This window comes from Actinomadura vinacea (genome assembly GCF_039532545.1).
GTDB classification, from domain to species: domain Bacteria; phylum Actinomycetota; class Actinomycetes; order Streptosporangiales; family Streptosporangiaceae; genus Spirillospora; species Spirillospora vinacea.
The window spans coordinates 170,229-184,124 of record NZ_BAAARW010000003.1; the positions used below are offsets into that span (position 1 = coordinate 170,229).

Here is a 13,896-nt window from a genome sequence, read left to right on the forward strand (position 1 = left end):
AGGTTCCGGTGGGATCGTTTCCTGCTGCACATGGTGAGCCCGGCGGGCCGATCGCCGTCGTGGGGATGGCCTGCCGCCTTCCCCGGGCCGCGAACCCCGACTCGTTCTGGGTGCTGCTCCGCGACGGCGCCGACGCGATCGGACCGCCGCCCGAGGCGCGCCGCGCGGACGCCCCGGCGTCCCGCGGCGGCTTCCTCGACCGGGTCGACGAGTTCGATGCCGGATTCTTCGGCATCGCACCGCGCGAGGCCGCCGCGCTGGATCCGCAGCAGCGGCTGATGCTCGAACTGGGCTGGGAAGCGCTCGAAGACGCCGGAATCCCGCCCGCGGCGCTGGCCGGCGGCAGGACCGGCGTCTTCGTCGGGGTCGCCGCCGACGACTATGCCGTGCTGGCCGGCCGGCGCGGCGGGGACGCCGTCACCCCGCATTCGCTCACCGGCCTGCACCGGAGCATGATCGCGAACCGGGTCTCCTACCTGCTGGGGCTGCGCGGCCCGAGTCTCACGGTGGACGCCGGCCAGTCGTCCTCGCTGGTATCGGTGCACCTGGCCTGCGAAAGCCTGCGCTCGGGCGAATCGGAGGTCGCCTTCGCCGGCGGCGTCAGCCTGAACCTGGCCCCCGAGAGCACCGATCGTGTCGCCGAGTTCGGCGCGCTGTCCCCCGACTTCCGCTGCTTCACCTTCGACGCGCGGGCCAACGGCTACGTGCGCGGCGAGGGCGGCGGCGTGCTCGTCCTCAAACCGCTGGCCAAGGCGGTCGAGGACGGCGACCGGGTGTACTGCGTGATCAGCGGCGGCGCGGTCGGCAACGACGGCGGCGGCCGGACCCTCACCACCCCGAACCGGGACGCCCAGCAGGAGGTGCTCCGGCTCGCCTACGACCGTGCCGGGGTCGACCCGGCGGCCGTGCAGTACGTCGAACTCCACGGCACCGGGACCAAGGTCGGCGACCCGATCGAGGCGGCCGCGCTCGGCTCGGTGCTCGGCACGGCACCGGGACGCGCCCGGCCGCTGGTCGTCGGCTCCGTCAAGACCAACGTCGGCCACCTCGAAGGCGCCGCCGGGATCACCGGCCTGCTCAAGGTGGTCCTGAGCATCTGGAAGCGGGCCCTGCCGGCCAGCCTCAACTTCGAGACGCCGAACCCCGACATCCCGCTGGACGAACTGAACCTGCGGCTGCCCCGTTCGACCGAGCCGTGGCCGGCCCCCGCGGAGCCGCCGCTGGCGGGCGTGTCGTCCTTCGGAATGGGCGGCACCAACTGCCACGTCGTGGTTTCCGGATGGGGCGGCGGCGAACCGCCGTCCGACGCCGAGCAGCCTCCCTCCGGTGCCGAGCCCTCGACCGTGCCGCTGGTGATTTCGGCGCGGACGCGGGCGGCCTTGCGGGCCCAGGCCGCACGCATGGTCGGGCATCTGGACACCGTCCCGGCGCGCCTCCAGGACATCGGATTCTCCCTGGCCACCACGCGAGCCCCGCTGGAGTATCGCGGCGTCGCGCTGGCCTCCGACCGCGAATCGGCGCTCGACCAACTGCGCGCATTGGCCCGCGGCGAGACCGCACCGGGCGTGGCCGAAGGGGTGGCCCGCCCCGAAGGCCCGGAGTCGGTCGTGTTCGTGTTCCCGGGTCAGGGTTCGCAGTGGGTGGGGATGGCCGCGGAGCTGCTGGATTCCAGTCCGGTGTTCGCGGTCCGTCTCGCCGAATGCGATGCGGCGTTGCGGCCGTTGGTGGATTTCTCGGTGGCGGGTGTGCTGCGTGATGGTCTGCCGCTGGATCGTGTGGATGTGGCGCAGCCTGCGTTGTGGGCGGTGATGGTTTCTCTGGCTGCGGAGTGGCGTTCGCACGGGGTGGAGCCTGCGGCGGTGGTGGGTCATTCGCAGGGTGAGATCGCGGCCGCGTGTGTGGCCGGTGGTCTGTCTTTGGCTGATGGCGCGCGGATTGTGGTGACCAGGGCCAAGGCCGTCGCGCAGAAGCTGTCCGGTCGCGGTGGCATGGTCGCGGTGGCCGCCGGTGTGGTCCGAGCGGAAGAACTGTTGGAGCCGTGGGGTGGTGCGCTGTCGGTCGCTTCCATGAACGGTCCGGTCAGCACGGTCGTCGCTGGCGAGGACGGTGCGCTGGAGGAGTTGCTGGCGGCTTGTGAGGGCGCGGGTGTTCGTGCTCGGCGTATCGAGGTGGATTACGCCTCGCATTCGCCGCAGGTCGAAGCGATCACAGAGGAGATCGTCGATGCTCTGGCCGGGCTCGCGCCCTCCCAGAGTGAGATCCCGTTCTTCTCCACGGTGCGCGGCGAATGGGTCGACACTGCGCTGCTGGACGCGGAGTACTGGGCGGCGAATCTGCGTCGGCCGGTCGGATTCGATCCCGCGATCCGTGCCCTGGCTTCGGCTGGCCATGGGGCCTTCGTTGAGGTGAGCCCGCATCCGGTGCTGGTGCCCGCGTTGCATGAGATTTTCGATGACGCTGGTGTCGAGGGTGTCGCTGTTGGGACGTTGCGGCGTGGGGAAGGCGGCGTCCGGCAGTTGACGGCCGCGCTGGCCGAGGGCTATGTGCGTGGCCTGCCGGTGGATTGGCGGCGGTCGTTCGCGTCCGAAGGGCACCGCCGGGTCGACCTGCCGACCTACGCCTTCCAGCGCCGCCGCTACTGGTTCGACCACGAACCCGCCGAGCACGGGCCGGAGCCCGCCGCGCCGCCGGCCTCGAATGCGGATCTTCCCGCCGTCCTGCACGAGGTGCGCAGGCAGGCGGCCGTCGTACTGGGACATTCCTCGACGGACACCGTTGAGGTGGACTGGAAGTTCAACGAACTCGGTCTCGACTCCCATCTGTCGGTCGAACTGTGCCTGTCGTTGGGCACGCGGTTCGGCCTGCGACTGCCGCCGACCGTTCTGTTCGACCACCCCACGCCGGCCAAGCTGGCGCAGCACCTGCACGCGGAGCTGTCCGGTGCCCGGAAGGAAGCCGTCGTCGCGGGCGTCGCGTCCAGGCTGGACGACGAGCCGGTCGCGATCGTCGGGATCGGCTGCCGGTTCCCCGGGGACATCGCCTCGGCCGTGGATCTGTGGGAGCTGGTGTCCGGTGGTGGGGACGCGGTCGGTCCTTTTCCGACGGATCGTGGCTGGGATGTCGGTGAGCTGTTCGATCCGGAGGTGGGGCGTCCGGGCAAGAGCTATGTGCGTGAGGGCGGTTTCGTTTACGGGGCCGGTGGGTTCGATGCGGAGTTCTTCGGGATCTCGCCGCGTGAGGCGGTGGCGATGGATCCGCAGCAGCGGATGGCGTTGGAGGTGTCCTGGGAGGCCATCGAGCATGCCGGTATCGATCCGCTGTCGCTGCGCGAATCCCAGACCGGCGTGTTCCTCGGCGCCATGCACGGCGGTTACGGACACGACCAGGAGACCGCCGAGGGGAACGGCTACCGGCTGACCGGCACCTCGCCCAGCCTGGTCTCCGGACGGATCGCCTACTTTCTCGGCCTGCACGGCCCGGCCATGACGCTGGACACCGCGTGCTCCTCGTCGCTGGTGGCGCTGCATTCGGCCGGGCAGGCGCTGCGGTCGGGCGAGTGCTCGCTGGCGCTGGCCGGCGGGGTGACGGTCCTGTCCAGCCCGGAGTGGTTCGTGGAGTTCTCCCGGCAGCGCGGCCTGGCGCCGGACGGTCGGGTCAAGGCGTTCGCGGCTTCGGCGGACGGCACGATCTGGGCTGAGGGCGCCGGGGTGCTGGTGTTGGAGCGGTTGTCGGACGCGCGCCGGAACGGGCACCGCGTGCTGGCGGTCTTGCGCGGTTCGGCGGTGAATCAGGACGGCGCCTCGAACGGACTGACCGCACCCAACGGGGTGGCCCAGGAGCGGGTGATCCGGGCGGCGTTGGCGAGCGCGAAGCTGTCCCCTGCCGATGTCGACGTGGTGGAGGCGCACGGCACCGGCACCACTCTGGGCGACCCGATCGAGGCACGTGCCCTGCTCGCGACGTACGGCCAGGACCGTGCTCGGCCGTTGCTGCTGGGGTCGGTGAAGACGAACCTCGGGCATGCCCAGGCCGCCGCCGGGGTGGCCGGGATGATCAAGATGGTCATGGCGATGCGGCGGCGGACCGTCCCGGAGACGCTGCGGGTGGACGCCCCGACCCCGCACGTCGACTGGTCGTCCGGCGCGATACGGCTGACGACCGAGCCGACGCCCTGGCCGGAGACCGGACGGGCGCGGCGGGCCGGTGTGTCCGCGTTCGGGATCAGCGGCACCAACGCGCACGTCATCGTGGAAGAAGCACCCGAGATTATTGAAGAAGCACCCGAGATTATCGAAGAAGCACCTGACAGCGAACCGGCGCAGGCCGTATACCCCGTGCCGCTGGTGCTCTCCGCGAAGACGCCGGACGCGTTGCGCGCGCAGGCCGGGCAGTTGGTGTCGTCTGTGGACGCGCACGACCTGGCGGATGTGGCGTTCTCTCTGACCCGGCGGACGGCGTTCGCACATCGCGCTGTGGTGCTGGCATCCGACGTCCCGCAGGCTCGTTCCGGGTTGGCGGCGTTGGCCGATGGACAGCCGGTCTCGCATGTGGTCGAGGGTGTGGCCCGGGACGGCGATGACCGGGTGGTGTTCGTGTTCCCGGGTCAGGGTTCGCAGTGGGCCGGAATGGCCGCCGGTCTGCTGGACACCCATCCGGTGTTCGCGGCGCGGTTGGCCGAGTGCGATGCGGCGTTGCGTCCTTTCGCAGACTTCTCCGTCACCGACTTGCTGCGTCGTGGCGCTCCGCTGGAAAGGGTCGATGTCGTCCAGGCCGCGTTGTGGGCCGTCATGGTGTCCCTCGCGGAAGTGTGGCGCTCGTACGGGGTGGTCCCTGCTGCGGTGGTGGGTCACTCCCAGGGGGAGATCGCCGCGGCCTGCGTCGCCGGTGGACTCTCCCTTGCCGATGGTGCGCGGGTGGTGATGACCAGGGCCCGCGCGATCGCCGACGAACTGTCGGGCCGTGGCGGGATGGTCGCGGTGGCGCTCCCGGCCGCCCGGGTGGCCGGACGTGTGCCCGCCGGTGTGTCGGTCGCGTCGATCAATGGGCCCACCGACACCGTCGTGGCCGGGGACGGCACCGCCTTGGAGGAGTTCCTCGCAGACTGTGAGGCGGACGGTGTCCGGGCGCGCCGGATCCCGGTGGACTATGCCTCCCATTCCGCCCATGTCGATGCGATCACCGAGCGGCTGACCAACGACCTGACCGGCATCACCCCCGCACACGGCCGGATCCCGCTGTATTCCACCGTCACCACGGAACCGGCCGGCACCACCGGGCTCGACGCCGGGTACTGGATCACCAATCTCCGGCAGGCGGTGAGGTTCGCCCCGACCATCGACCGGCTTCATGCGGACGGGTACCGGAACTTCTTGGAGGTCAGCCCGCACCCGATCCTCACCCCCGCGCTGCAAGACACGCTCGGGGAGCAGGCCGTCGTCCTGTCGACGCTGCATCGCGACCGGGACTCGCACCACCAACTGCTCACCTCGCTCGCCTACGCGCACACCCGCGGCCTTCCTGTCAGCTGGCACACCCACCTGCCCGACACCGAACCCGTCGACCTCCCCACCTACCCCTTCCAGCATCGGAACTTCTGGCAGGAACCGGCGGCCACCCCAAGCGGGGACGCCACGGATGTGGGCCTGGCGGACGTCGGCCATCCGCTCATCGGTGGCGTGCTGCGCCTCGCGGACGAGGATTCGGTGCTGCTGACCGGACGATGGTCGCTCGCCGCGCAGGACTGGCTCGGCGATCACCGGGTGGCGGGCAGCGCGGTGGTGCCAGGCGCGGTATGGGTGGAGCTGGCCCGGTTCGCCGGCACGGTGGCGGGTTGCCCGCGAATCCACGACCTCACCCTGCACACCGCGCTCGTCCTGCCCGAGGACGCCGGGATACGGGTGCAGATCCGGGTCGGCGCGCCGGACGAGCTGGGACGCCGGGAGATCGGCATGTACTCCGCCCCCGAGCGGGGCGCGCCGGACCGGCCGTGGACGAGGCACGCCACCGGGCTCCTCGCCGCGTCGGCCGGCGCGCCGCGGTGGGCGCCGGAGATCTGGCCGCCGGAAGGCGCGCAGCCGGTCGACGTCACCGGCTGCTACGACCGGCTCGCCGAGGCCGGATACGGCTACGGGCCCGCGTTCGCCGGACTCCGGGCCTGCTGGCGGCTCGGTGCGGACACTTACGCCGAGGTCGGCGTCCCGGTGCGGGACGAGGACGCCTGGTCCGGCCCGGCCCCGACGCTGCTCGACGCCGCCCTGCACTCGGTGCTGTTGACACTGCTTTCCGACGGCGGCGACCGGCTGCTGCTCCCGTTCTCGTTCAGCGGCGTCGAACTGTCCGCGGTGGACACCGAGTCGCTGCTGGTGCGGGTGATTCCGGCCGGCGCGGACGCGGTCACCGTCGAGTTGGCCGATTCCACCGGAAGGCCCGTGGGGTCGATCGAATCCCTGCGCCTGCGCCCGGTCTCCCCGGAGCAGCTTCCGGTCGCGGAGGATTCCCTGTTCCGGGTCGACTGGGTAGCGGTCCCGGCCGCCGACGTCCGTCAAGAACAGTGGGCGACGGTTCGCAGCCCGGAAGACCTCGCGGCCTTGGCCGAGGCCGCCGATCCGCCGCGGATCGTCCTTGCCGCCTGGGATCCGGTCGGTGGCGACCTCGTCGAGTCGGTCCACGCGGCCACCGCCGAGGCCCTCGCTCTCGTCCAGGCCTGGCTGGGCGATCCGCGCTGGGAGCCCGCGCGGCTGGTGTTCGTCACCCGGAACGCCGTGTCGATCCAGGACGGCGAGGACGTGGCGGACCTCGCCCATGCGTCGCTCTGGGGACTGATCCGCACCGCGCAGGCGGAGAACCCCGGCCGCTTCGGGCTCGTCGACACCGACACCGACACGTCCGGCATCGCCCTTGTCATGGACGAACCCCAGCTCGCGTTCCGCCGGGGCCAGGCGTTCGTGCCGCGGCTGTCCCGGACCCCACGCGAAACCCTGCCGCTGCCCGACGCGTCCGACACGTCCGCCTGGCGGTTGGACACCACCGGGCCAGGGACGCTGGAGAACTTGGCGCTCGTGCCCGATTCCGCGGGGCTCGCAGAGCTGCGGCCGGGGCAGGTACGGGTGTCGATGCGGGCCGCGGGCGTCAATTTCCGGGACGTGCTGATCGCGCTGGGCACCTATCCCGAGAGCGCCGACCTCGGGCTCGAAGGGGCCGGGGTGGTGACCGAGATCGGGCCGGACACCACTGGATTCGCGGTCGGTGACCGCGTCTTCGGCCTGCTGCCCAAAGGACTCGGGCCGGTGGCGGTGGCCGATCGGCGCCTGCTCGCCCGGATTCCGGCGGGCTGGTCGTTCGAACAGGCGGCCTCGGTGCCGGTGGCGTTCCTGACCGCGCACTACGGGTTCTCCGTCCTCGGCGATCTTTCCGCGGGCGCGGCCGTCCTGGTGCACGCGGCGGCCGGCGGAGTGGGCATGGCGGCGGTGCAGCTCGCCCGCCACCGGGGCGCCGAGGTGTTCGGCACGGCCAGTCCGGGCAAATGGGACCTGCTGCGTGAGATGGGCCTCGACGACCGGCACATCGCGTCCTCGCGGACCCTCGAGTTCGAGCGGAAGTTCGCCACGGCCACCGAAGGCCGCGGTATGGACATGGTGCTGAACTCCCTTGCGGGCGACTCCGTGGACGCCTCACTCCGGCTGCTGCCGCGTGGCGGCGCCTTCCTGGAGATGGGGAAGGCCGACGTCCGCGACCCGCGGACCGTGGCCGACGGGCACGCCGGCGTCGCCTACCACGCCTACGACCTCACCAAGGTGGCGCCGGAACGCGTCGGCGAACTGCTCGCCGAACTGGTGACGCTGTTCGAGCGGGGAGAGCTGCGACCTCTGCCGGTCCGGAGCTGGGACGTCCGGCGGGCACCGGAGGCGCTGCGGACGATGAGCCGGGGCGGGCACACCGGCAAGATCGTGCTGCGCGTGCCGAGGCCGCTGGACGCCCAGGGCACGGTGCTGATCACCGGTGGCACCGGAACGCTGGGCGGCCTGCTGGCCCGGCACCTGGTGGCCGGGCACGGTGTCCGCCACCTGGTACTGACCAGCCGCCAGGGGCGCGCCGCCTCCGGGGCGGCCGAACTGAAAGCCGAACTCGCCGGCCTCGGCGCCTCGGTCACCATCGCCTCGTGCGACGCGGCGGACCGGGACGCGCTCGCCGCCGTCCTGGCGGGCATTCCCGCCGAGCACCCGCTGACCGCGGTCGTGCACACCGCGGGAACGCTGGACGACGGCCTGGTCGGATCGCTGTCCGCCGAGCGGCTGCACCGGGTGCTGCGGTCCAAGGTGGACGTGGCGGTGAACCTGCACGAGCTCACCGCCGGGCACGACCTTGCCGCGTTCGTGCTGTACTCGTCGGTGACCGGCGTGCTCGGCAGCCCCGGCCAGGCGAACTACACCGCCGCGAACGTGTTCCTGGACGCGCTGGCCGCGCACCGGCGCGCGTCCGGGCTGCCCGCCACGTCCATGGCCTGGGGGCTCTGGGAGCAGTCGAGCGACCTGACCGGCGGCCTGCGGAACGCGGATCTGGCGCGGCTACGGCGCGCGGGCCTGGTCCGGATGCCCACGGCGCGGGGGCTGTCGCTGTTCGACGCCGCCCTGCGGGCCGACGAGGCGGCGCCGGTGCCGGCCGCGCTGGACCTCTTCGCGTGCGCCTCGGGTGAAGTGGGCCGGGCCCTGACGAAGGGCCAGGCGTCCGGCTCCCGGCCGCGGCGCGCCGAACCTGCGCGGCGCGCCGAACCCGCGGACCGCGTGCAAGGCGTCGGATCGTCGTTCGCGGACCGGCTCGCCGGCCTGCCGGAGGCGGAACGCGAAACGGCCCTCCGAGATCTGGTGCGCAGGCACGCCGCGTTCGTCCTGGGGCACGCGACGCTGGACACGATCACCGGGGAGCGGGCGTTCAAGGAGGCGGGCTTCGACTCGCTGACCTCGGTGGAGCTGCGCAACCGGTTGAACACCGAGACCGGGCTGCGCCTGCCGGCCGCGGTCGTGTTCGACCACCCCACCCCGGACGCGCTCGCCGCCCACATCGGCGCCGAACTCGCGGGCACCGTCCCGGCGCCCGAAGACCCGGCGACCGGCGCACCGGCGGGGGACGCGACCGACCACGAACCGATCGCGATCGTCGCCATGGCGTGCCGCTTCCCCGGCGGGGTGGAGTCCCCGGACGAGCTGTGGGACCTGGTCGCGGCCGGACGGGACGCCATCACCGGGTTCCCGGCGGATCGCGGCTGGGACCTCGACCGGCTGTACCACCCGGACCCGGACCGTCCCGGCCGAAGCTACACACGGATGGGCGGCTTCCTGCCAGGCGCCGCCGAGTTCGACGCGGAGTTCTTCGGCATCTCACCGCGCGAGGCGCTGGCCATGGACCCGCAGCAGCGGCTGATCCTGGAATCCGCCTGGGAGGTCTTCGAACGCGCCGGCATCGACGCGTCGGCACTGCGCGGCAGCCGGACCGGCGTCTACGTGGGCGCCATCTCCAATGGCTACGGCACGGACAAGCAGCAGGTTCCGAACAGCACCGCAGGCTATTCGGTCACCGGCAACGTGCTGAGCGTGATCTCCGGACGCGTCGCCTACACGTTCGGTCTTGAGGGGCCCGCGGTGACCGTGGACACGGCGTGCTCGTCGTCCCTGGTGGCGCTGCATCTCGCGGTGCGGGCGCTGCGCTCCGGCGAGTGCTCGATGGCGCTGGCCGGCGGCGTCTCGGTGATGCCGAACCCAGACCTGTTCGTGGAGTTCAGCCGGCAGCGGGCGCTGTCTCCGGACGGGCGGTGCAAGGCGTTCGGCGCGTCCGCGGACGGGTTCGGCCCGGCCGAGGGGGCCGGACTGCTCCTGCTGGAGCGGCTGTCCGACGCCCGCCGCAACGGTCACCGGGTACTCGCGGTGGTGCGCGGTTCGGCGATCAACTCCGACGGTGCGAGCAACGGGCTGACCGCGCCGAACGGGCCGTCGCAGCAGCGGGTGATCCGGGCCGCGCTGGCCGACGCCCGGGTCGCGGCCGGCGAGGTCGACGTCGTGGAGGCGCACGGGACCGGCACCGCGCTCGGCGACCCGATCGAGGCCGACGCGCTGCTCGCCGCGTACGGGCGGGAACGGCCGCCGGACCGTCCGCTGCGGCTCGGTTCGATCAAGTCGAACATCGGGCACACCCAGGCCGCCGCCGGTGCCGCCGGGCTGATCAAGATGGTGCAGGCGATGCGGCACCGGACGCTGCCCCGCACCCTGCACGCGGACGAGCCGTCGCCGGAGATCGACTGGTCCTCGGGCGCGATCGACCTGCTGACCGAGCCGGAGGAATGGGCGGTGCCGGAGGCCGGCCGCCCGCGCCGGGCCGCGGTGTCGTCGTTCGGGATCAGCGGCACCAACGCGCACGTCGTCCTGGAGGAGGCGCCGGAGGACCGGCGGCAGGCGGAACGAGAGCCGGCGGCTTCGCCTGCTTCGGGTGCCCAGGTGCCCCTGGTGGTCTCGGGAGGTTCGGAGGCCGGGCTCCGCGCGCAGGCCGCACGGCTGGCGGCCTTCATGGACACCGAACCCCGGCCGGGGCTCGCAGACGTGGGGTTCTCGCTCGTGTCGTCCCGGACGGCGTTGCCGCACCGGGCCGTCGTGCTCGGCACCGACCGGACCGACCTGACGCGGGCGCTCGGCACGCTCACCGGCCCCAACGTGGTGTCCGGCGTCGCGGACGTCCGGGGGCACACCGTGTTCGTGTTCCCGGGTCAGGGTTCGCAGTGGGTGGGGATGGCCGCGGAGCTGCTGGACGCCAGTCCGGTGTTCGCGGCCCGTCTCGCCGAATGCGATGCGGCGTTGCGGCGCTTGGTGGATTTCTCGGTGGCGGATGTGTTGCGTGATGGTCTGTCGCTGGATCGTGTGGATGTGGCGCAGCCTGCGTTGTGGGCGGTGATGGTTTCTCTGGCTGCGGAGTGGCGTTCGCACGGGGTGGAGCCTGCGGCGGTGGTGGGTCATTCGCAGGGTGAGATCGCCGCCGCGTGTGTGGCCGGTGGTCTGTCTTTGGCTGATGGCGCGCGGATTGTGGTGACCAGGGCCAAGGCCGTCGCGCAGAAGCTGTCCGGTCGCGGTGGCATGGTCGCGGTGGCCGCCGGTGTGGTCCGAGCGGAAGAACTGTTGGAGCCGTGGGGTGATGCGCTGTCGGTCGCTTCCATGAACGGTCCGGTCAGCACGGTCGTCGCTGGCGAGGACGGTGCGCTGGAGGAGTTCCTGGCGGCTTGTGAGGGCGCGGGTGTTCGTGCTCGGCGTATCGAGGTGGATTACGCCTCGCATTCGCCGCAGGTCGAAGCGATCACAGAGGAGATCGTCGATGCTCTGGCCGGGCTCGCGCCCTCCCAGAGTGAGATCCCGTTCTTCTCCACGGTGCGCGGCGAATGGGTCGACACCGCGCTGCTGGACGCGGAGTACTGGGCGGCGAATCTGCGTCGGCCGGTCGGATTCGACCCTGCCGTCCGTGCGCTGGCCTCGGCGGGATACCGGTTCTTCGTCGAAGTGAGCCCGCATCCGGTGCTCGTCCCCGCACTGCAGGACGTCTTCGACGACACCGGAACCGATGCCGTCGCCCTGGGCACCCTGCACCGTCACCACGGCGGTCCGGACAGGTTCGGGACCGCGCTGGCCGAAGGCTTCGTACGCGGCCTCGCCGTGTCCTGGGACCGGTTCTTCGACGGGGCCCGGCGGATCGACCTGCCGACGTACGCGTTCCAGCGCCGCCGGTTCTGGTTCGACGCCCCGCCGGCTCCGCTGACCGTCCCGGACGACGCGAGCGCCGACGCCGGGCTGTGGGCCGCGGTGGAACACGGTGACGTGGCGGGCGTGGCGGCCGAGCTGGAGATCGACGGTGACCGGTCGCTGGACGGTGTGGTCGCGGCGCTGCGCCGGAGGCGGCTGAAGTCGCAGGCCGACCGGTGGCGGTACCGGGTGCGCTGGCGTCCGGTGACGGCCGGTGCCGCTGGGCCGACGGGGACCTGGCTGCTCGTGGTTCCCGACGGCGGTCTTGAGCACCCGTGGTCCGCCGGCTGCGCCGAGGCCCTGAACGACCGCGGGGCACGGGTGCGAACGGTGACCGCGGACCAGCTGCCGAAGGCGGCGGCCGAGGAGAACGACCTGGCCGGGGTGCTGTCGTTGCTCGCGCTGGACGAGGCCCCGCATCCCGATCATCCCGGGTTGCCCGGCGGCCTGGCGGCGACCGCCGCGGTGGCGGCGCTCGAGCTCCCGTGCCGATGGTGGACCGTCACCACAGGCGGTGTGGTCACCGGCCACGACGACCCCGTGGTGAGCCCGGTCCAGGCGCAGACCTGGGGCCTCGGCCGGGTGATCGCGCTGGAACGGCCCGAGCGGTGGGGCGGATTGATCGACCTGCCGGAGACCCCGGACCGCGACGCGCGAGACCGGCTGGCCGCGGTGCTCGGCGGAATCGGGGACGAGGACCAGCTCGCGGTCCGTTCGTCCGGGATCTACGCCCGCCGTCTCGTGCGTGCCCTGCCCGGCGACGAGCCCGCGGCCCGGCCGTGGCGTCCGCGCGGAAGCGTGCTGATCACCGGTGGCACCGGTGGGATCGGGGCGCACGTGGCCAGGTGGCTGGCCGGCAACGGTGCCGAGCACCTGGTGCTGGCGGGCAGGCGCGGCGCGCAGGCCCCCGGCGCCGCCGAACTGGCGGCCGAGCTGGAGGGGCTCGGTGCGCGCGTCACCGTCGCGGCCTGCGATGTCGCCGACCGTGCGGCCGTGGCGGACCTGCTGGACGGGATTCCCGACGACCTTCCGCTGACCGCGGTCGTGCACGCCGCGGGCGTCGCCCAGCGGTTCGCCGACGTGGCGGACACCGGTCTCGCCGAGTTCCAGCAGGTGGTCGCGGCCAAGGTCGCCGGCGCGACGCACCTGGACGAGCTGCTCGGGGACGCCCCGCTGGACGCCTTCGTGCTGTGCTCGTCCAACGCGGCCGTCTGGGGCAGCGGAGGCAACGGGGCCTACGCCGCGGGCAACGCGTTCCTCGACGCGTTCGCCGAACGGCGCCGGGCGCGGGGCCGGACGGCCACCTCGATCGCCTGGGGCGCCTGGGGCGGCGGCGGAATGATCGCCGAGCTGGACGGCGTGGCCGAGTACATGGACCGGCGCGGCGTCCTGGAGATGGCGCCGGAGCAGGCCGTCGCCGCACTGGTGCAGGCGGTCGAGCGGGACGAGATCTGCGTTGCGGTGGCGGACATCGACTGGGAGCGGTTCGTTCCCGGCTTCACATCCGGCAGGCCGAGCCCGTTGCTGGCGGACCTGCCCGAGGCGCAGCGGGCTCTCGGCCCGGCGGACGCCGCTCCCGGCGGCGCGGACGGTGCGGGCGGCGTCGGCGGCGGCGGGCTCGCGGAACGTCTCGCCGGCCTGCCCGACACCGAGCGGACCAGGCTGCTGCTCGACACGGTCCACACCGAAGTGGCGAGCGTGCTCGGCCATACCGGGGGGATTCCGGTGGGCCGGACGTTCCGGGCACTCGGCTTCGATTCGCTGACCGCCGTCCAACTGCGGAATCGGCTGAGCGCCGCGACCGGGAGGCGGCTGCCGGTCTCCATGGTGTTCGACCATCCGACCCCGGCGGCCCTGGCCAAATATCTGCGTTCGCTGCTGCTGCCGGACGACGCGGTGCGGGCGTCCGGTTCCGTGTTCGGCGAGCTGGACGCACTGGAGAACGCCCTGCCCGCGCTCAGCGAGGACGGGGAAAGCGCGGCACGGGTCGCGGAACGTCTCGAAGCGCTGGCTTGGAAGCTGCGTGGCGGCCCCGCCGAAGGTCCGGGTCCGGACGGCGAACTCGACGCGGCGTCGGCCGAGGAGATCTTCGCGATCGTCGACCGGGAACTCGGGGAGGCGTGAG

Annotated in this window: 1 protein-coding gene; it reads left to right on the plus strand. The window is 72.6% G+C overall.

Annotated features, from left to right (window positions below; genetic code table 11):
- The first annotated feature begins 8 nt into the window (after positions 1–8).
- Complete coding sequence (locus tag ABD340_RS05245) at positions 9–13,895, plus strand: type I polyketide synthase (protein WP_344587318.1); 13,887 nt, start codon at positions 9–11, stop codon at positions 13,893–13,895.
- Position 13,896 lies beyond the last annotated feature (1 nt).